15 protein-coding genes are annotated in these 19,535 nt (G+C 74.4%); 8 read left to right on the forward strand and 7 right to left on the reverse strand.

From position 1 onward, the window contains the following. Positions 1 to 52 precede the first annotated feature (52 nt). Together AC07VC_RS08390 and AC07VC_RS08395 are read right to left on the reverse strand one after the other, a co-directional pair. On the reverse strand, positions 53 to 1,588 hold the full coding sequence (locus AC07VC_RS08390; protein ID WP_494675743.1) for an SDR family NAD(P)-dependent oxidoreductase: 1,536 nt from the start codon (positions 1,586 to 1,588) through the stop codon (positions 53 to 55). 61 nt (positions 1,589 to 1,649) lie between these two features. Continuing rightward, positions 1,650 to 1,895, reverse strand: a complete 246-nt coding sequence (locus AC07VC_RS08395; RefSeq protein ID WP_317229196.1) for a hypothetical protein — start codon at positions 1,893 to 1,895, stop codon at positions 1,650 to 1,652. A 137-nt stretch (positions 1,896 to 2,032) separates the two neighbouring features. Between AC07VC_RS08395 and AC07VC_RS08400 the strand changes: the two genes are divergently transcribed. Both AC07VC_RS08400 and AC07VC_RS08405 read left to right on the forward strand, forming a co-directional pair. Beyond that, a complete protein-coding gene (locus tag AC07VC_RS08400) occupies positions 2,033 to 4,573 on the forward strand; it encodes a DEAD/DEAH box helicase (protein ID WP_494675744.1) in 2,541 nt (846 codons plus the stop codon). Then, positions 4,570 to 5,529, forward strand: coding sequence for an SDR family NAD(P)-dependent oxidoreductase (locus AC07VC_RS08405; RefSeq protein ID WP_494675745.1), 960 nt, complete (start codon positions 4,570 to 4,572; stop codon positions 5,527 to 5,529). Before AC07VC_RS08400 ends, AC07VC_RS08405 begins: the two co-directional genes overlap by 4 nt. A 61-nt stretch (positions 5,530 to 5,590) precedes the next feature. Here AC07VC_RS08405 and AC07VC_RS08410 read toward each other — a convergent pair whose 3' ends face one another. Continuing rightward, entirely contained in the window at positions 5,591 to 6,712 is a 1,122-nt protein-coding gene (locus tag AC07VC_RS08410; protein WP_317229134.1) for a histidinol-phosphate transaminase, read from the reverse strand. Between the two features lie 102 nt (positions 6,713 to 6,814). Between AC07VC_RS08410 and AC07VC_RS08415 the strand changes: the two genes are divergently transcribed. From AC07VC_RS08415 to AC07VC_RS08430, 4 genes are all read left to right on the forward strand, one after another. Next, positions 6,815 to 7,771, forward strand: a complete 957-nt coding sequence (locus tag AC07VC_RS08415; protein ID WP_494675746.1) for an alpha/beta fold hydrolase — start codon at positions 6,815 to 6,817, stop codon at positions 7,769 to 7,771. 64 nt (positions 7,772 to 7,835) lie between these two features. Then, the gene (locus AC07VC_RS08420; RefSeq protein WP_494675747.1) at positions 7,836 to 8,570 is read left to right on the forward strand and encodes an esterase/lipase family protein; all 735 of its coding nucleotides are present in this window, start codon (positions 7,836 to 7,838) and stop codon (positions 8,568 to 8,570) included. 30 nt (positions 8,571 to 8,600) lie between these two features. After that, entirely contained in the window at positions 8,601 to 10,067 is a 1,467-nt protein-coding gene (locus tag AC07VC_RS08425) for an MFS transporter (RefSeq protein WP_494675748.1), read from the forward strand. 130 nt (positions 10,068 to 10,197) lie between these two features. Beyond that, positions 10,198 to 10,680 (forward strand): hypothetical protein, encoded by a 483-nt coding sequence (locus AC07VC_RS08430; RefSeq protein WP_317229138.1) that lies wholly within the window; start codon positions 10,198 to 10,200, stop codon positions 10,678 to 10,680. Here AC07VC_RS08430 and AC07VC_RS08435 read toward each other — a convergent pair. Then, positions 10,658 to 11,677 carry an NAD(P)H-quinone oxidoreductase gene (locus AC07VC_RS08435; RefSeq protein ID WP_494675749.1) on the reverse strand — a complete coding sequence of 340 codons (1,020 nt, stop codon included), beginning with the start codon at positions 11,675 to 11,677 and terminating at the stop codon, positions 10,658 to 10,660. The genes AC07VC_RS08430 and AC07VC_RS08435 overlap by 23 nt on opposite strands. A gap of 141 nt (positions 11,678 to 11,818) precedes the next feature. Here AC07VC_RS08435 and AC07VC_RS08440 point away from each other — a divergent pair, with 141 nt between their 5' ends. Continuing rightward, complete coding sequence (locus tag AC07VC_RS08440) at positions 11,819 to 12,385, forward strand: YceI family protein (RefSeq protein WP_494675750.1); 567 nt, start codon at positions 11,819 to 11,821, stop codon at positions 12,383 to 12,385. A gap of 98 nt (positions 12,386 to 12,483) precedes the next feature. Here AC07VC_RS08440 and AC07VC_RS08445 read toward each other — a convergent pair whose 3' ends face one another. The 3 genes from AC07VC_RS08445 to AC07VC_RS08455 are packed head-to-tail and all read right to left on the reverse strand — an operon-like array spanning position 12,484 to position 17,942. Next, positions 12,484 to 13,416 (reverse strand): alpha/beta fold hydrolase, encoded by a 933-nt coding sequence (locus AC07VC_RS08445; RefSeq protein WP_494675751.1) that lies wholly within the window; start codon positions 13,414 to 13,416, stop codon positions 12,484 to 12,486. After that, on the reverse strand, positions 13,413 to 14,456 hold the full coding sequence (locus AC07VC_RS08450; protein ID WP_494675752.1) for an FUSC family protein: 1,044 nt from the start codon (positions 14,454 to 14,456) through the stop codon (positions 13,413 to 13,415). The genes AC07VC_RS08445 and AC07VC_RS08450 overlap by 4 nt, the downstream gene beginning before the upstream one ends. A gap of 54 nt (positions 14,457 to 14,510) precedes the next feature. Further along, positions 14,511 to 17,942 (reverse strand): DNA polymerase III subunit alpha, encoded by a 3,432-nt coding sequence (locus AC07VC_RS08455; RefSeq protein ID WP_494675753.1) that lies wholly within the window; start codon positions 17,940 to 17,942, stop codon positions 14,511 to 14,513. 115 nt (positions 17,943 to 18,057) lie between these two features. Here AC07VC_RS08455 and AC07VC_RS08460 point away from each other — a divergent pair, with 115 nt between their 5' ends. Beyond that, complete coding sequence (locus AC07VC_RS08460) at positions 18,058 to 19,425, forward strand: glucose-6-phosphate dehydrogenase (RefSeq protein ID WP_317229144.1); 1,368 nt, start codon at positions 18,058 to 18,060, stop codon at positions 19,423 to 19,425. Positions 19,426 to 19,535 lie beyond the last annotated feature (110 nt).

Here is a 19,535-nt window from a genome sequence, read left to right on the forward strand (position 1 = left end):
CACCGCAGCGCGGGTCCGGGCCTCTCGTCGTCCCCGCGCGGCGCGGGGAGCGTCACCACTCGGCGACGCGGTAGTCCTTCAGGAACACCCCGGAGATGTCCTCGCCCGCCTGGCCCATGACGATGGGGTCGTACACGCGCGCGGCGCCGTCGACGAGGTCGAGCGGGGCGTGGAAGCCCTCCTCGGCGAGGCGGACCTTCGTGGGGTGGGGGCGCTCGTCGGTGATCCAGCCGGTGTCGACGCTCGTCATGAGGATCCCGTCGGTCTCCCGCATCTCGCGGGCCGACGTGCGCGTCATCATGTTCAGCGCCGCCTTCGCCATGTTGGTGTGCGGGTGGCCGGGGCCCTTGTACGCGCGGGCGAACTGGCCCTCCATGGCGCTGACGTTGACCACGTACTTGCGCCGTGCCGTCGACGCCGCCATGGCGGGGCGGAGGCGGCTGACGAGCAGGAACGGCGCCGTCACGTTGGCGAGCTGCACCTCGAGCATCTCCAGCGGATCCACCTCGTGCACCACCTGCGTCCAGCTGTTCGCGTCGTGCAGGTCCGGCACGAGGCCGCCCGCGTCGATGGCCGTCCCGGCCGCGAGGCGCGCCAGGGACGAGGATCCGGCCGTCATGGCGAGCTCGGTGACCTCGGCTGCCGTGATGCCCGTGGCGGTGGAGAGGATGGGGTGCGCGGCGACGCTGGCGGCGAGGGCCGCGGGGTGCGCGTCGGCCGTGTGCCCGAACGTGAGGAGCTCCGGGATCGGGCCGTCGGGCAGGGGCGCGGCCTCCGCCTCCGAGAGGGGCGCGTAGGAGCCGGGGGAGCGGCGCACGGTCTGCGCCGCGTTGTTGATGAGGATGTCGAGGGGCCCGGCGGCGGCGACCGCGTCGGCGAGGCCGATGACCTGGGCCGGGTCGCGGAGGTCGAGCCCGACGACGCGGAGGCGGTGCACCCACTCGTGCGCGTCCGGCAGTCCGGCGAACCGGCGCACGGCGTCGCGGGGGAACCGCGTGGTGATGGTGGTGTGCGCGCCGTCGCGGAGGAGCCGCAGGGCGATGTGCATGCCGATCTTCGCGCGGCCGCCGGTGAGCAGCGCGCGCATGCCGGTGAGGTCGGTGCGCGCCTCGCGCTTGGCGTGGTTGACGCGGGCGCAGTCGGGGCAGAGCTGGTGGTAGAACGCGTCGACCTGCGTGTAGTGCTGCTTGCAGATGTAGCAGGGACGCGAGCGGAGCAGCGTGCCGGCGGAGGGGGCGGCCGTGGTGATGGCGAGCGGGATGCCGCGGGTCTCGTCGTCGATGCGGTCGGGAGCGCCCGTCGCGGTGGCGGCGACGACGGCGCGGTCGGCGGTGGCGACGGCCTCGCGCTTCTCCAGCCGCCGGGCCTTCTTCACCGACTTGAACATGGACGCGGTGGCGCGGCGCACGGCGACGAAGTCGGGGTGCTCCTCGTCGATGTCGGCGAGGGAGCCGAGGACGCGGAGCGTGATGGCGAGGTCGGCGGGGTCGATGGCGCCGGTGGCGCCCGTGGCCGGAGCGGCGGGATCGACGGGGAGGGCGGGTTCGACGATCGGGGCGGGGTCGTCGGGCAGGGCGTCGGAGGGCACAGGAGATCATACCCGGGCGGTGCGGAGACCTCCGGGGGAGGGCGGCCCGCGTCGCGGGCCGTCAGCGGGTGACGGCGAACGCGACCGCGGCGGCGATGAGGGCCCAGAGCACGACGCTGGCGACGACGAGCGCGACGATCCCCGTGCGGCGGTCCCGCCGCCGCGCCCGCTCGGCATCCGGGTCCACGGGCGCGTGCTCCGTGACGCGGTGAGCGGGCGCCGCTCCCGCGACGCGGCCGTCGGGAGCGGCGTCCGTGCGGTCGGCGGGAGCGCGCTCCGGGCGCGGGTCGAGCGGGAGGGACGGCATCCGGCGAACCTAGGCGCTGCCACCCGGCCCGCCCTGCGTCCTGTGGAGAACCCGCGGCGGCCGCCGTGACGGTGCGCGGCCGGGTGGCGGCCGGGCGCGACGCCGCCCGTGGACGGGTAGGGGAGGATGGACGCATCATGCCCGACACCGCCCTCGCCCCCACGCTCACCGAGGAGGCGGCGCGCCTCGCCGTGGACGGGGCCACCGACGACGCGATCTACGACGCGTTCGCGGACTGGGCGCTCGGGCGGGGCATCGAGCTGTACCCGGCGCAGGACGAGGCGGCCCTCGAGATCGCGTCCGGCGCCCACCTCATCCTCTCGACGCCGACCGGGACGGGGAAGTCGCTCGTCGCGGTCGCCGCGCACTTCGCGGCGCTCGCCCGCGGCCGCCGCTCGTACTACACGGCGCCCATCAAGGCGCTCGTCTCCGAGAAGTTCTTCGCGCTGGTCGAGCTCTTCGGCGCGGCGCAGGTGGGCATGGTCACGGGCGACTCGTCGGTGAACCCGGACGCGCCGATCATCTGCTGCACGGCCGAGATCCTCGCGAACCGCGCGCTCCGCGGCGGCGCGGACACCCCCGTCGACCAGGTCGTGATGGACGAGTTCCACTTCTACGCGGATCCGCAGCGCGGCTGGGCGTGGCAGGTGCCGCTCCTGCTGCTCCCGCACGCGCAGTTCGTGCTCATGTCGGCGACCCTCGGCGACGTGACCGACCTCGCCGACGACCTCACGCGGCGCACCGGCCGCCCGACCGCCCGGATCACGGGCATCGAGCGTCCCGTCCCCCTCTCCTTCCACTACGCGGTGACGCCCGTGCAGGAGACCGTCGAGGAGCTCCTCGACACGAAGCAGGCGCCCGTCTACATCGTGCACTTCGCGCAGGCGGCGGCCCTGGAGCGGGCGCAGGCCCTGTCCAGCATCAGGATCGTCACGCGCGAGCAGCGCGACGAGATCGCCGAGCTGATCGGCGCGTTCCGCTTCAGCACGGCCTTCGGGAAGACCCTCTCGCGGCTCGTGCGCGCGGGGATCGGCGTCCACCACGCGGGCATGCTGCCCAAGTACCGGCGGCTCGTGGAGCAGCTCGCGCAGCAGGGCCTCCTCCGGGTCATCTGCGGCACGGACACGCTCGGCGTCGGCATCAACGTCCCCATCCGCACGGTGCTGTTCACCGGCCTCACCAAGTACGACGGCACCCGGATGCGGCAGCTGAACGCCCGCGAGTTCCACCAGATCGCAGGCCGCGCGGGCCGGGCCGGCTACGACACCGCCGGCACCGTGGTGGCGCAGGCGCCCGAGCACGAGACCGAGAACCTGAAGATGCTGGAGCGCGCGGGCGACGACGTGAAGAAGCGCCGCAAGCTCGTGCGCAAGAAGGCGCCCGAGGGCTTCGTGTCCTGGGGCGAGCCGAGCTTCCGCAAGCTCATCGACGCCGAGCCGGAGCGCCTGACCTCGAGCATGCAGGTGAGTCACGCGATGATGCTCAACGTCATCGCGCGCGGCGGCGACGTCTTCCAGAGCATGCGGGCTCTCGTCGAGGACAACCACGAGCCGCGGATCCGCCAGCTCGCGCTCGCCCGCCGCGCCCTCGCGATCTACCGGACCCTGCGCACCGCGGGCATCGTCGAGCAGGAGGCGGACCCCCACGGCGGGCCCACGCGCATCACCCTCACGGTCGACCTGCAGGCCGACTTCGCGCTCAACCAGCCGCTGTCGCCGTTCGCGGTCGCGGTGTTCGAGATCCTGGACCGCGAGTCCCCGACCTACGCGCTCGACATGGTGAGCGTGGTCGAGGCGACGCTCGACGACCCGCGGCCGATCCTCGCCCAGCAGCAGTTCAGGGCCCGCGGCGAGGCCGTGCAGGCGATGAAGGCGGACGGCATCGAGTACGACGAGCGCATGGAGCTGCTCGAGTCCGTCACGCACCCGAAGCCGCTCGAGGAGCTGCTCGACCAGTCGTTCACGACGTACGCGGCGAGCCAGCCGTGGATCGGCGACTTCGCGCTCAGCCCCAAGTCGGTGGTCCGCGACATGTACGAGCGCGCGATGAGCTTCAGCGAGCTGATCTCGTTCTACGGGCTCATGCGCTCCGAGGGGCTGGTGCTGCGCTACCTCTCGGACGCGTTCCGGGCGCTGCGCCAGACCATCCCGGACGAGGCGAAGACCGAGGAGCTGCTCGACGTCATCGAGTGGCTCGGCGAGCTCGTGCGCCAGGTCGACTCGAGCCTCCTGGACGAGTGGGAGGAGCTGTCGCACCCGACCACCGCGCCCGGCGACGCGCCCGTGCTGCCGCCCGCGCCGAAGCTGCTCACGGCGAACACGCGGGCCTTCCGGATCCTCGTGCGCAACGAGATGTTCCGCCGCGTGCAGCTGGCGGCGCGGGAGGACCTGGCCGCCCTCGGCGAGCTGGACGCGCAGTCCGGCTTCGACGCGGACGCCTGGGGCGACGCGCTCGACGCCTACTTCGGCGAGTACGATCGCATCCTCACGGACGGCGACGCGCGCAGCCAGGCGCTCGTGACCATCACCGAGCACGCGACCGAGTGGCGGGTGCGCCAGGCGCTGCACGACCCCGAGGGCGACCACGACTGGGGGATCGAGGCGGTCGTCGACCTCGACGCGTCGAACGAGGCCGGCGAGGCCGTCGTGCGCGTGACCCGCGTGGGCACGCTCTCGTGAGCGCCGGAGCGACCGGCGCCACGGGGGCGGCAGGGGCGCCGGCGCTGCCGGACCTCGCCGGGCGGACCGCGCTCGTCACGGGCGCCAACGGCGGCGTCGGCTTCTGGACGTCCGTGCAGCTCGCCGCCGCGGGGGCCCGGGTGCTCCTCGCGTGCCGCTCGGCCGAGCGCGGGGACGCCGCCGCCAGGGCCGTCCAGGCGCGCGTCCCGGGGGCGGACGTCGAGGTCGTGCCGCTCGACCTCGCCCGCCTCGACGGCGTGGACGCGTGCGTCTCCGCCGTCCGCGAGGACCTCGACGCCATCGTGGCCAACGCCGGCGTCACCCCCGCGGGGGGCCGCGCCCGGCACCGCCGGACGACGGTCGACGGCTTCGAGGAGATGATGGGCACCAACGCCCTCGGGCACCTCGCGCTCGTCGCCGGGCTCGCGCCGCGCCTGCGCGCCGGGGGACGGGTCGTGATGCTCGGCTCCCTCGCGCACCGATTCTCGCCCCTCGACCTCGGCGACCTGGCGGGGGAGGGCCGCATGCCGGCGCTCGTCCGCTACGGGCGCTCGAAGACCGCGTGCATGATGCTCGCCGCCGAGCTCGACCGCCGCTGGCGCGCCGCGGGATCGGACCGGATCGCCGTCTCGGCGCATCCCGGGTACGCGGTCGACGCGCTGACTCCGCCGCAGGATCCGGGCGCACGGGCGACGGGGGCCGCCGCCGCCCGCCGACGCGTCGCCGCTCCCGCCCGCGTGCTCGTCCAGGGCAAGGACGCCGGTGCCTGGCCCGTCGTCCACGCGGCCGTCGCGGATGGCGTCACGGGCGGGTCCTCCTGGGGGCCGTCCGGGCCGTCCGAGCTGCGGGGCACGCCGGCGCCCGCCTTCGTCGCGCAGCACGCGCGCTCGGCCGCCGTGGCGGAGCAGCTGTGGGCCGCCGCCGAGGACGCGACCGGGATCCGCTTCCGGCCCTGACTCGCGCGCGGCCGCGGGCCGGCAGCCGTCGCCGCGATGCCGAGGTCCCGCGGTCGACCGGTCAGGCGTCGCGCGGCGTCCCGAGCACGTCGTCGAGGGCGTCGCGGAACGCCGCCGTCTCCTCGGGCGTGCCGACCGAGACGCGCAGCCAGCCCTCCGGTCCGGTCTCGCGGATCAGCACGCCGCGGTCGAGCAGGCCCTGCCAGACCGCGTGGCGGTCGGGGAAGCGCCCGAAGAGCACGAAGTTGGCATCCGACGGCGCGACCTCGAAGCCGCGTCCGCGGAGCCAGTCGACGAGGGCGTCCCGCTCCGCGCGGAGGGACGCGACCTGCGCCAGGAGCACGCCGCTGTGGCGGAGGGCCGCCGTCGCGCTCACCTGCGTGATGCGCGAGAGGTGGTACGGCAGGCGGACGATGCGGAGCGCGTCGACCACGGCGGGCGACGCCGCCAGGTACCCGAGCCGCCCGCCCGCGAACGCGAACGCCTTGCTCATGGTGCGCGACACGATGAGCCGCGGGTGGTCCGGCAGCAGCGAGACCGCCGTGGGCACGCCCGCGCGCCGGAACTCGGCGTAGGCCTCGTCGATCACGACCACGCCCGGCGCCACCGACAGGACGTGCTCGATCTCGCGCGTGGTGAGCGCCGTGCCCGTGGGGTTGTTGGGCGAGGTGAGGAAGACGACGGCGGGCCGGTGCTGCTCCACGAGCGCGGTCACGTCCGCCAGGTCGAGCGTGAAGTCCTCCTGGCGGCGGCCCGACACCCACGTCGTCAGGGTGTTGCGCGCGTACTCGGGGTACATCGCGTAGTGCGGCGCGAAGGAGAGCGCGACGCGGTCGGTGCCGCCGAACGCCTGGAGGACCTGCTGCAGGACCTCGTTGGACCCGTTGGCCGCCCACACGTTCTCCGGCCCGAGCGGGAGCCCGCTGTCGGCGGTGAGGTAGTCGGCGAGCTCGGTGCGGAGCTCGAGGAACTCGCGGTCCGGGTAGCGGTTGAGGCCGCCGGCGGCCTCGAGCACCGCCTGGCTGATGGCGCGGGCCACCTCGTCCGGCAGCGGGTACGGGTTCTCGTTGACGTTGAGGAGCACGGGCACGTCGAGCTGCGGGGCGCCGTACGGCTCCTCGCCGCGGAGGCCGTCGCGGAGGGGCAGGTCGGCGAGGGTGGTCCTCGACCAGTCGGGGCTCATCGGGTCTCCTCGGGGTGGGCGGGTGTCCATCTTCCCATCGCCCGGGCGCGCGCGGTCGCGGCCACGGCGGACCCCCGGCGGCGGCCCGCTAGGGTGCTGAGGATGCGCTCCCCCCTCGCCCGGCTCACCCGCGTCCGGCGACCGGGGGACGTGCACCGCACCGAGTCGTCGCCGCCGCGCTGGCTCCTCCTCTCCCGTCGCTACGGGTCCCGGGCCATCCCCGTGGACCACGACCTCGAGCGCCGGACGGTGCTCGGCTTCCGCGTCGCGATCAAGGTGTTCCGCTCCCCGGGCGCCAACGCCGGGCGCACCCGGTCGTCCGCCCCGGCGGGCGTCGGGTCGGCGGGGCCCGCGGGGAGCGCGGGGAGCGTGGGCACCGTGCCGCCCCGCCCGTCCTTCGTCCTCGTCCACGGGATCGGCGTCTCGTCCCGCTACTTCCACCCGGTCGCCGCCCTCCTCGCCGAGCACGGCGACGTGTACGCCGTCGACCTGCCCGGCTACGGCGAGTCGCCGCGCGTGCGGCGCGACGTGACGCTCGCCGACCACGCGGCCGTCGTCGCGGAGGTGGTGCGCATGCACGGCCTCGTCGACCCCGTGGTCGTGGGCCACTCGATGGGGTCGCAGATCGTCGCCCGGCTCGCCGTCGACCAGCCGGGGATCGCCGACCGCATCGTGCTCATCGCGCCGACGCTCGACCCCCGCAAGCGCGGCGTCGTCCGCGCCGGGCTCGCCCTCGCGCACGACACGCTGCGGGAGCCGCTGCTGTCGAACGCGGTGGTGCTCGGCGACTACTTCCTGCGCTGCGGCATCCGCTACTACCTCCGGCAGCTGCCGCACCTCATCGGCGACCGCGTCGAGGAGCGCGCCGGCCGCATCCGCGCCCGCACCCTCGTGATCGTCGGGCACCGCGACGCCGTCGTCGACCGCTCCTTCGCGCGCGCCCTCGCCTCCGCGATCCCGCGCGGCAGCCTGCAGGTCGCGAACGGACCGCATGTCGTCATGTTCACGGATCCCGTGGGCGTCGCCCGGGCCATCGTCGAGCATGCCCGCGTCGGCTGACCCGGCCGGTCCGCGGAGCGCGACCGACCCGCCCACCCCGATCCGCCCCGGGCAGGATGGAGCGGTGACCCCCGACGGACCCGGCGCCCCCGCCCCGCTGTCGGCGCTCCGGAAGGCGTGGGACTGGGCGCTCGACTACGCCTACGTCCTCCGCTGGCAGGTCGCGGCGACCCTGTCGCGCGACGACGCGCACGCGTTCGAGGACGGCCGTGACGACCGGCCGACGATCCTCGTGCTGCCGGGCGTCTACGAGCGCTGGCAGTTCATGCTGCCGATCATCCGCCGGCTGCACGCGCGCGGCCACGGCGTGCACGTCGTCGGCGCGCTGGGCGCGAACACGGGTCGGGTCGCGGAGATGTCGCGGCGCGCCCGCGCCTACCTCGAGGCCGAGGACATCCACGACGTCGTGATCGTCGCGCACAGCAAGGGCGGGCTCATCGGCAAGCACCTGATGGCGTTCGGGGACCCCGACCGGCGGATCCGGGCGATGGTGGCGATCAACGCGCCGTTCCTCGGCTCCTCCTACGCGCGCCTGTTCCCGGTCCGCAGCATCCGCGACTTCTCGCCGCGGAACGCCGCGCTCGTGGAGCTCGGCCGCTCGCGCGAGGTCAACGCGCGCATCACGAGCGTCTTCGCGCGGTTCGACCCGCACATCCCCGGCGGGAGCGCGCTCGAGGGCGCCGTCGACGAGCGCGTCGCGGCGTCCGGCCACTTCCGGATCATGGGCGACGAGGACGTGCTGCGGCGCGTGGAGGCCGCGATCGACCGCGCGGGATCCCCGGGCGACCCGCCCTCCTGACCCGGCACCGCCACGGCGCATACTGAGCGCATGCCCCGTGCCGCCGCCCCGTCCGCCCGTCCCGACGGCCCGGCGGAGGGGAGGTCCGGGGACCCGGCGGACGGCCGCGGGCGCACCGTGCTGGTGGTGGCGGTCCTCGCGTCCTTCGTCGCGTTCCTCGACGGCACCGTCGTGAACGTCGCGCTCCCCGCCATCGGCGACGACCTCGGCGGCGGACTCGTCGTGCAGCAGTGGGTGGTGGACGCGTACCTCATCACGCTCGGGGCCCTGATCCTCCTCGCCGGCTCCCTGTCGGACGCCTTCGGCCGCGTGCGGGTGCTCCGCTGGGGACTCGTCGGCTTCGGCGTGACGTCCCTCGTCTGCGCGGTCGCCCCGACGGCGGGGATCCTCATCGCGGCGCGCGCCGCCCAGGGTGCGGCCGGGGCCCTCCTCGTGCCGAGCTCGCTGGCGCTCATCGCGCAGGCCTTCCGGGGCCCGGCGCAGGCGCGCGCCATCGGCTCGTGGACGGCGTGGACGGGCACCGCCATGCTGGTCGGCCCCGTCCTCGGCGGCGTGCTGGTGGACGCGCTCGACTGGCGGCTCGTCTTCGGGATCAACGTGCTGCCCATCGCCGTGACCCTGGTCCTCCTGGCCCGGCTGCCGCACGATGCCCCGGTCGCGGACGGCACCCGCGTGGACGCGCCGGGCGCGGTGCTCGGCGCCCTCGGCATCGGCGGGCCGGTCTTCGCGCTCATCGAGCAGTCCCGGCTGGGCCTCGGGCATCCGCTCGTGGTGGGGAGCCTCGTCGTCGGGGTCGCGTGCCTGGTGCTCTTCGTCGTGCGGGAGCGGCGGACCCCGCACCCGATGCTGCCGCTCTCCCTCTTCCGCGAGCGGGACTTCCTCGTCGGCAACATCGCGACGGTCGGCATCTACGGGGCGCTGTCGCTCGGCGGCTTCGTCATCGCCGTGTTCCTCCAGCAGACCGGCGGCCTCTCGGCCACGTCCGCCGGGTTCGCGCTGGTGCCCACGACGGTGATCATGCTGCTGCTGTCGACGCGCTTCGGCGCGCTGGCGGGACGCATCGGGCCGCGCCTGCTCATGGGCGTCGGGCCGATCGTGGCGGGAGCGGGCTACCTGCTCATGCTCCGCGTCGACGAGCCCGTCGACTACCGGGGGCAGCTGCTCCCCGGCATCCTCGTGTTCGGCCTGGGCCTGTCGATGACGGTCGCCCCGCTCACGGCGACGATCCTCGAGGCCGTGCCGTCGGCGCAGGCCGGCATCGCGTCGGCCGTCAACAACGCCGTCAGCCGCGTGGCCGGCCTCGTCGCCATCGCCGCCATCGGCGTCGTCGCCGGCCCCGTGCTCGACGTCGCCGCCTTCCACCGGGTCGTGCTCGTCACCGCGGCGCTGCTCATCGCGGGCGGGCTGGTCTCGCTCGTCGGGATCCGCTCCCGGCGCGGGGCGGGGACCCCCGCGGAGCCCGTGGCCGGACGGGAGCCCTCGGGCGGAGCCGCCTGAGCGGTGGGGAGAACCGCCGCGCGCCGGGGTCCGGTACCGCCAGGATGTCCGGGCCCCCGCGCATCGACCGCCCCGGTCGGTGCCGTCGGAGCCCCGCCGCCCGACCGCCCCGCCACCCGACAGGACGACCATGCCCGCACCGCGCACCATCCCGATCACCGCCCCCGCCCGGCGGACCGGTCGCGCCCTCGGCCTCGCGCTGGTCCTCGCCGTGCTGCCGGTGACGGCCGCGCTCGTCCCCGCGGCGCCCGCCGCGGCGCAGGCGGGGTACCGCGTCTGCGGGGGCTACCGGATCATGCCGAACGGCGCGGTCACCGAGGCGTACGTCGTGAAGGTGCGGAAGGAGGGGAGCACCACCTGCGCGGCGAAGGACGCCTTCATCCAGCGCGCCATGCAGGAGGGCAGGGGCCTGGCCTCCGGCTTCTGGCGGATGGAGACCTGCGAGCACGTGGGCGAGGAGCTGCGGGAGCCCACGCACCGGAGCCCGCGGGTCCCGCACCTCGAGGTCCCCGTCGACCCGTGCGAGGGGATGGCGACCAACGTGATCTACCGCGCCGTGCCCTCCATCGACTACCCCCGGCAGGAGCCCGTCATGACGGAGTACCACCGCTGACGAGCGCGGCGTCGGCGGCCGGGACCGCGAGCAGCACCTTCCCGACGTGCGCCGAGGACGCCACGCGGGCGTGGGCGTCCGCCGCGTCGGCGAGCGGGTAGACCCGGTCGACGACCGGGCGCACGGAGCCGTCGGCGACCGCCGGCCATACGTCCGCGCGGATCGCGTCGATGATCCGCGCCTTGTCGTCGGCGTCCCGAGCGCGGAGCGTCGTGCCCCAGACGCGCCCGCGACGCGCCATCAGCTGTCCGAGCGCGATGCTCGTCGGGGCCCCGCTCTGCGCGCCGATCACCATGATCCGCCCGTCGCGGGCGAGCGCCCGGATGTCGCGGTCGACGTAGTCGCCGCCGATCGCGTCGAGCACGACGTCGGCGCCGTGCCCGTCGGTCGCCGCGAGGAGCGCCGCGACGAAGTCCTCCTGGCGGTAGTCGATGAGGATGCCGGCGCCGAGCGCGCGGCACGCCTCGAGCTTCGCCGGGCTGCCGGCGGTCACGGCCACGCGGGCGCCGAGGCGCGTCGCCAGCTGGATCGCCATGGTGCCGATGCCGCTCGACCCGCCGTGGACGAGGAGGGTCTCGCCCGGCTGCAGCCGGGCGTCGAGCACGACGTTCGACCACACGGTCGCCACCACCTCGGGCAGGCCGGCCGCCTCCACGAGGTCGAGCCCGTCGGGCACCGGCAGGACGTGGCGCTCGTCGACGGCGACGAGCTCCGCGTACCCGCCGCCCGCGAGCAGGGCGCACACGCGGTCGCCGACGCCCCAGCGCGTCGCGCCCGCGCCCACGGCGGCCACGGTGCCCGACACCTCGAGGCCGAGGTGCGTCGGCGCGCCCGCGGGCGGCGGGTACGCGCCCTCGCGCTGGCTGAGGTCGGCGTGGTTGACGCCCGTGGCGGCCACGCGGATCAGGACCTCGCCGGGCCCGGCGACCGGGTCGGGGAGCTCGGTGAGGGAGAGGACGTCGGGGCCGCCGGGGGCGGGGAAGGTGATCGCGCGCATCCCGCCACGGTACGCGCCGGACGACGCCGCCCGAAAAGTACGTGAACTCGCAAATGAATCGGGAATGGATCACGGATCCATGCGCTTGCATACCCTCGAGGCCGTCGGCCCGACCCATGACCCCGTACGAGAGGCACGAACATGAGCGACACCACCACCGTCCCCGGATACATCGCCGGCACCTGGACCATGGACAAGACCCACAGCTCGGTCGGGTTCAGCATCCGCCACATCATGATCAGCAAGGTCAAGGGCACGTTCAAGGACTTCGACGCCGAGATCGTCACCGGCGCCACCCCCGAGCAGAGCTCGGTGAAGGCCCACGCGACCATCGTCTCGATCGACACCAACGAGCCGAACCGCGACCAGCACCTCCGCACCAACGACTTCTTCGACGCCGAGAACAACCCCACCATCGACTTCGTCTCCACCGCCGTGCGCGTGGATGCGGACGGCGACGCGAAGATCGACGGCGACTTCACGATGCGCGGCGTCACCAAGCCCGTCACCTTCGACGTCGAGTTCGGCGGCTTCGGCAAGGACGCGTACGGAAACACGAAGTTCGGCGCGACGGCGACCACGGTCGTCAACCGCGAGGACTTCGGCCTCACCTACAACGCGGCCCTCGAGACCGGCGGCGTGCTGCTCGGCGAGAAGGTCACCATCACGCTGGACATCCAGGCGGTCCTCGCGACCCCCGCGGCCTAGCCACCCCGCGGGGCCCCGGCCCCGCCCCGTCCGCGCTCCGCGGATCCGACGCCCCCTGTCCTCCGGTACAGGGGGCGTCGTCGTTCCCGCGGCCCGGCTCAGCCGAGGCGGCCGAGCGCGCGCAGCGTCTCGGTGGGGCGCTCGACGTGCGCGAAGTGCCCGGCGTCCGGGACGACGGACGACCGGAGCGCGGGGATCGCGCGCGCGAGGAGCCCGAGGTCGGCCGGGGAGACGAAGACGTCGTCGTCGCCGCGCACGGCGACGACCGGGCAGGCGATGCGCGCCCAGAGCCCGTCGGCGTCGTAGCCGCGCGTGACCTCCGCGGCGAGGGAGAACGCGCGCGGGCGGGCCTCGGTCGCGATGGCCGCGACGACGGAGGCGCGCACGCGCCAGCCGTGCGCGAAGAGCGGCAGGGCGACGGGCCGCATGAGCCGGACGCGGCCGACCCCGCGGATGAGCGCCGTGCCCGGGCGCCCGAGGCGGCGCATCGTGCGCATCACGCCGAGCATCATCGTGAAGCCGGGGATGACGCGGAACGCGCGGACGGGATGCGCGACGCTCTCGATGACCGAGTACGTGGTGGGGGAGACGAGCTCCACGGAGACCGCGCGACCCGGTTCCCGGGCCGCCAGGTGCAGGGCGATGAAGCCGCCCATCGAGTGCCCGACGAGGCGCCAGCGCGCGTAGCCGAGGCCGTCGACCACCGCGCGGACGGCGTCGGCGATGGCGTCGACGGTGGCCTCCTCGTCCGTCGCGTCGAGCTCGGAGCCGCCCCAGCCCGGCAGGTCGATCGCCACCACGTCCGAGAAGGGCGCGCCCGCCTCCCGGGCGGTGCGGAGCAGGGGCGTCCACGTGGTCCAGGACCCGGCGGCCCCGTGCAGCATCACGGTCGCCGTGTCGGAGCGGCGGCGCTCCGCGTGGTGGTGGCGCACGGTGCCGAGGCCCGTCGGCGTGGTGCCCGGCACCAGGCCCGACGCGCGGGGATCCGGGTCGAGCTCGAGGGGGCTGTAGCCGGGGAGCGCCCGCGTCACTCCGCTCCGCCGATGATCTCCGAGCGGATGCGGCGGATGTCCTCCAGGAGCGAGCCGATGAGGATCCAGTGCTCCTCGCTCGGCTGCAGCACCACGAGGGGCGCGGTGAGGGCCGGCTCCTCGTGCGGGGGCGCGCCGGCCCCGCCCTCGACGGGGACGGCGTGCTCGGCCAGGAGTCGGACGTCGTGGGCGGCCCGCGTGAGCTCGGTCGCGATGCCGCGCACCACCGGCTCCTCGGCGAGGGACGGGTCGTAGCGGTCGTGCACGGCGCGGGTCATGCCGACGATCCGGTTCACCAGCACGGTGAGCGTCGCGAGCAGCTCCCGGTCGGCCTCCAGGAGCGTCCGGTGCCGCCGTCGGAGCGGGTTGAGCGTCAGGCTCTCGAGCCCCCGGTCGACCTCGGCGACGGCCTGCGTGTGCCGCGGCCGCAGCTCGCGGGCGACGACCAGCATGCGGTGCAGCTCCTCCCGGTCGACGGGCTCCGCCAGCGCGCCGGCCAGGCGGTCGAGGGCGGCAGCGCAGTCGCCCGCGAGGCCCACCACGGCGCGTCGGCTCGCCTCGTGCAGCACGGGCGGCGCGATCGCGAGGTTGACGACGACGCCGATGGCGGCGCCGAGGATCGTCTCCACGATGCGGTCGACCGCGTAGACCGGCGAGAGCTGGCCGATCGCGAGCACGAGCATGGCGCTGATCGGGATCTGCGTGCTCGACCCGGGCGTCAGCCGGAAGACCCATCCCACGAGCACCGCCACGACGACCGCGGCGAGCACCACCCCGCTCGAGGTGCCGAACGCGAGGCCGAGGACCAGCGCGAGCACCACCCCGGTGATGACGCCCAGGCTCCGCTCGACCGCCTTCCCGAAGGTCTGGTTGATGCTCGGCTGCACGACCAGCAGCGCGGCGATGGTCGCGAAGATGGGCAGCTGCGCGGGCAGCAGGGCGATGCAGGCGAACCACGCGATGACCGCGGCGACCGAGGTCTTGACCACCTGGACGAACGGGATCCGCGTGGTGGTGCGGACGGTCGTGGTGATGCGCACGTGCGGCCTCCGGCGGCGGTCTCGGGTGCCTCCATCATCCCGGAGCGGGACCGGTCAGGCGACCCGGGCCTCGTCGCCCTCGACGCCGTCGCCGCCGCCCGCGGCCGCGCGCTGCCGACGGGCGTCCTGCCAGCGTGCCCACATCTCCTTCAGGTCCCACGCGTCCTCCGCCTGGATGGAGACGCCGCGCTCGCCCGTGCGCCGCGTGCGCCCCCGGATGACGAGCAGGCGCGTGCCGAACAGCATGGGCCCCGCCCTCTGCTGCGCCTCGTCGAAGAAGGTGGAGTCGGAGCAGCCGGTGCCGTCGTCGAGGCTGATGAACACCACGCGCTTGCCGCTGCGCATGGGCGGGGTCTGGGTGGCGATGCGGATCCCCGCGACGACCACCTCGGATCCGCTGCGCATCCCCAGCAGGTCGCCCGCCGGGACGACCCCGAGCTCGTCGAGCATCGGCCGGTAGCTCTCCAGCACGTGCTCGGTGACCTCCATCTGCAGGATGTCGAGCTCGGCCACGACCCGCTCGCGGCCGTCCGGGTCGGGCGAGCCGCGCGGGATGAGGTCGCGGTCGTCGACGAACAGCGGCAGCTGCCCCGCCGGATCCGCGGGCCGCGCCGCGCGCGCCGTGAGCCGCCGGACGAACGCCATGACGTCGCCGCGGGACGCCGGCCCGCGGGCGGCGAGGTCGTCGGCGGACGTCGCGAGCGAGTCGAGCGCGCCCACCGCCGCCAGCCGCTCGAGGAGCGCGCGCGACGGCTGCGCCTTCGCGTAGAAGTCGGTGATGGAGTCGTACGGCTGCCCCCGCTCGATGCGCTCCATCTCGGCCGCGCTCATGCCGTGCACGTCCTGCAGCGACAGCCGGATCCCCAGCTCGCCGATCCGCGTGCGTCCCGTGGTCGCCTCGCCCTCCACGCGCTCCACGCGGTATACGCCCCGCGACAGGTTCACGTCGAGCGGCAGCACGGGCACCCCCATGCGCCGGGCCTCGGTGAGGAGCAGGCGCTTGGGGTACATGCCGGGGTCGTGGGTGAGGATCCCCGCGAGGAACTCGGCCGGGTAGTGGGTCTTCAGCCACGCGCTCTGCCAGGTGGGCAGCGCGAAGGCCGCGCCGTGCGCCTTGCAGAACCCGAACGACCCGAAGCCCTTCAGCGCCTTCCAGATGCGCTCGACGTCGGCGTCCGAGAACGGGCGCACTCCCGTGCGCCCGTCCACGTGCCGGGCCGTGCGCTCCCGGAAGGCGGCCTCGACCACGGTGTCCTGCCGCTCCATGTTGCGGCGGAGCTCGTCGGCCTCGGCGAGGGAGACCTGCATGCAGTCCGCGAAGATCCGGATGACCTGCTCGTGGTAGATGACCACGCCGAAGGTGGGCGCGAGGAACGGCGCGAACCGGGGGTGCAGGTAGTCGGGCCGGGTGATGCCGTGCTTCGTGTCGAGGAACGGCGCGACCATGTTGCCCTTCATGGGACCCGGCCGGAACAGCGAGATGTCGGCGATGAGGTCCTCGTACACGTCGGGCTGCATCTTGCCGATGAGCTCCCGCTGCCCGGGCGACTCGATCTGGAACATCCCGAGCGTATGGGTGGTGCGGATGGCCTGGAACGTCTCCTCGTCGTCGTGCGGGATCTCGTCGAGCTCGATGCGCCCGTCGCGGTGCACGTAGCGCGCGTCCACCGGGACGCCGCCCGCGACGGCCGAGCGCGTGCCGTGGACGCGGTGGATCTCCTCCAGCGCGTAGGCCATCGTGCTCTGCATCCGGACGCCCAGGATGTCGAGCTTCAGGAGCCCCATGTCGTCGATGTCGTCCTTGTCGAACTGGCTCATGGGCAGGCCCATGCCGCTCGGCTGCACGGGGCTCGTGCTGAGGAGGTCGGAGTCGCCGAGGATCACGCCGCACGGGTGCATGGAGATGTGCCGGGGGAGGCGGTCGAGCCGCTCCGTGAGATCGACCAGCAGGTCGATGCTCGGGTTGTCGCGCACGAGGTCGGCGATGGGCTTGAGCTCCGGCTTCGTCTCGAGCACCTCGCGGAACTCCCGCGCGTTGAAGCGCCAGATGTTCTTGGCGATGAAGTCGATCTGCTGCTCGTCGAGGTCGAGCGCGAGCCCCGCGTCGCGCGCGGCGCCGCGCGCCCGGTAGGTGTTCTGCATCGACAGCAGCGTGACCCGGTTGCTGCCGTACCTCTCGAACACCCGGTGGTACACCTCGTGCCGCCGGGCGGACTCCACGTCGATGTCGATGTCGGGCAGCGTCGAGCGCACCTTGCCGAGGAAGCGCTCGAAGAGGAGGTCGTGCTCGAGCGGGTCGACGTTGGAGATGCGCAGGAGGTAGTTGACGAGGCTGCCGGCGCCGGATCCCCGCGCCTGGTTGCGCACGCCCATGTCGCGCATGAGGGAGCACACGTCGGCGACGGTGAGGAAGTAGGTGGCGAAGCCGAAGCCCGTGATGGTCTGCAGCTCGGTGCGCATGCGGGCGAGCACGCGCTGCCGCATCGACTCGTCGACGTGCCCGAACCTCTCGGTGACGCCCGCCTCCGCCTTCCGCCAGAGCGCCTCGTCCGGGTCGCCCGTGACGCCGATGACCGACTTCTCCGGGAGCTTCGGCTTCCGCCAGGCGAGGTCCGAGTCCGGGTCGAGGCGGCAGCGGTCGGCGAGCTCCTCGGTGGCGCGCAGGAGCGCCTCGCCCGCCCGCCGGTCGAGCGACGACGCGCCCGCGATCTCCCGCGCGATGCCCTGCATCTCGGCCGGCGGCTTGAGCCACGCCTGGCCGTTGGGCTGGAGGCGGAACGATCCGAGCGGCCGGAGCGTGCCCGCGGCGTCGAGCACGTCGCCCGTGAGGGCGTCGTCGGGCTCCAGGTAGCGGACGGCGTTGGTGAGCACCGCGGGGACGCGGTGGGCCTCGGCGAGCTCCATCATCCGCGCGGCGTGGCGGAGGCTCGCGGACTCGCCGGGCTCCGTGTAGTGGCACACCACCTCGACGACGACCGCGCCGGGCAGGAGCCGTGACCACTCGGCCAGGTGGCGGGACGCGAGCGCGTGGTCGCCCGCCGCGACGGCGCGGCCGACGTCGGAGTCCGGCCCCAGCATGACCGTGCCGACGGGCCCGTCCTCGCCGAGGAGGAACGCGGGCGGACGGCTGCGCGGGATCCCCGCCTGCGCGCTGCGGGCGGTGCTCCGCGCCGTCCCGCGTCCGTGGCTCGCGCTGATGAGACGGCTGAGCGCCGCCCAGCCCTGCCCCTGGACGCCGCCGTGGGCGAGCACGGTGACGCGGCCCGGGTGCTCGCCCGTGAGGCCGAGCTCCGCGCCGACCACGGGGGAGACGCCGGCCGCGATGGAGCGACGGATGTGGCGGACGGCCCCGTAGAGCCCGTCCCGGTCGGTGACGGCCGCGGCCGACGCGCCGCGCTCGGCGACCCGGTCGACCAGCGCCTCGGGCGCCGTGGTGCCGAAGTGGGCGGAGAAGGCGGACGCGACGTGCAGGTGGGTGAAGCTCACGCGCACCTCCCGGCGGTGTCCCCTCGCGTCCTCCCCGGACGCGGCGTTCGAACGGATGTTCGACTCGCCCAGTCTAGGTCGGCTCCCGCGCGGTCGCGACCCGTAGTCTCGGAGGATGACCAGCGAACCCTCCACCCTCGTCATCCTCGGCGCCAGCGGCGACCTCACGGAACGCCTCCTCCTGCCGGGTCTCGGCAGCCTCGTGGCGAGCGATCGGGGGCGCCGCATCCAGCTCATCGGCACCGGCCGGAGCGAGCGGACGCCGGAGGAGTGGACGGGCACGGTCAAGGCCGCGTTCGACTCCGTGGACGCCACGGGGCGCCGGGCGGCGGGCATCGTCTCGTCCACCAGGTACGTCCAGGCCGACCCCACCGACCTCGACGACCTGAAGCGCATCCTGGAGGCGTGCGAGGGTGCCCCCGCCCTCTACTTCGCGCTCCCGCCGGCCATCTCCATCAAGGTGTGCGAGCAGCTGGAGAGGATCGACCTGCCGGAGGGCACGACGCTGGCGCTCGAGAAGCCGTTCGGGTCGAACAGCCGGAGCGCGGCCCAGCTGAACCGACAGCTGCTGAAGCTCGTGCCGGAGGACCGCATCCACCGCACCGACCACTTCCTCGGCCTCTCCACCGTGCTCAACCTCGTCTCGCTGCGCTTCGCCAACCGGTTCTTCGAGTCGGTGTGGAGCGCGCGCGACATCGAGAAGGTCGAGATCCTCTACGACGAGACCCTGGCGCTTGAGGGCCGCGCCGCGTACTACGACAAGTCGGGCGCGCTCGTCGACATGATCCAGAGCCACCTGCTGCAGGTGCTCGCGGTGTTCGCCATGGAGCCGCCCGCCAGCATCGACCCGGACGACCTGCGCTCGAACATCGCCTCGGTCCTCCGCGCCACGGAGGTGTGGGACGGCGACCCCGTGGCCCACAGCCGCCGCGCCCGCTACACCGCGGGCTCGGTCGAGGGCGCCAAGGTCCCCGCCTACGCCAAGGAGGAGGGGGTGGATCCCGCGAACCAGACGGAGACGCTCGCCGAGGTCACCTTCGGCATCGCGAACGCGCGCTGGGCCGGCGTCCCCTTCCGCCTGCGCTCCGGCAAGGCCCTCAAGGAGTCGTCCAAGCGCATCGTCGTCACGTTCAAGCCCGTGGCGCACCTGCCCCGGGGGCTCCACGGGTCCGCCCGGCCCGATCGGCTCGTCATCGACCTGAAGCCCGACAGCATCTCGCTCGAGGTCACCATGGACGGCACGGGGGAGCCCTTCACGCTCACCCAGGCCACGTTCCGCACGCAGTTCGCGCAGCCGGAGCTCACGCCGTACGGCGAGGTGCTCGACGGCATCCTCGCGGGCGATCCGCGCCTGTCGGTCCGCGGCGACGTGGCCGAGCGCTGCTGGCGCATCGTCGCGCCCGTCATGCGCGCCTGGAAGGGCGACCGCGTGCCCATGGCCGAGTACCGCGCCGGCTCCGTGGGCCCGACCGCCTGGCGCTGATCGGCGCGGACCCGCGCGGACCCGCGCGGGACGAGGCGGCCGGGGTCGCCTGACGGCTCGCTGGGGGTCGTGGCCCCGCCGGGGCTGCGGCCCGGTCGCGCCCTAGCGTG

This window comes from Clavibacter sp. GW821-FHT01D01 (assembly GCF_059422605.1).

Bases quoted from the DNA above. Each gene is read 5' to 3' on its own strand.
- AC07VC_RS08395 (WP_317229196.1), bottom strand. From the start codon at position 1,895: ATGCCGTCCCTCCCGCTCGACCCGCGCCCGGAGCGCGCTCCCGCCGAC.
- AC07VC_RS08430 (WP_317229138.1), top strand. From the start codon at position 10,198: ATGCCCGCACCGCGCACCATCCCGATCACCGCCCCCGCCCGGCGGACC.
- AC07VC_RS08410 (WP_317229134.1), bottom strand. From the start codon at position 6,712: ATGAGCCCCGACTGGTCGAGGACCACCCTCGCCGACCTGCCCCTCCGC.
- AC07VC_RS08400 (WP_494675744.1), top strand. From the start codon at position 2,033: ATGCCCGACACCGCCCTCGCCCCCACGCTCACCGAGGAGGCGGCGCGC.
- AC07VC_RS08460 (WP_317229144.1), top strand. From the start codon at position 18,058: ATGACCAGCGAACCCTCCACCCTCGTCATCCTCGGCGCCAGCGGCGAC.
- AC07VC_RS08435 (WP_494675749.1), bottom strand. From the start codon at position 11,677: ATGCGCGCGATCACCTTCCCCGCCCCCGGCGGCCCCGACGTCCTCTCC.
- AC07VC_RS08440 (WP_494675750.1), top strand. From the start codon at position 11,819: ATGAGCGACACCACCACCGTCCCCGGATACATCGCCGGCACCTGGACC.
- AC07VC_RS08415 (WP_494675746.1), top strand. From the start codon at position 6,815: ATGCGCTCCCCCCTCGCCCGGCTCACCCGCGTCCGGCGACCGGGGGAC.
- AC07VC_RS08425 (WP_494675748.1), top strand. From the start codon at position 8,601: ATGCCCCGTGCCGCCGCCCCGTCCGCCCGTCCCGACGGCCCGGCGGAG.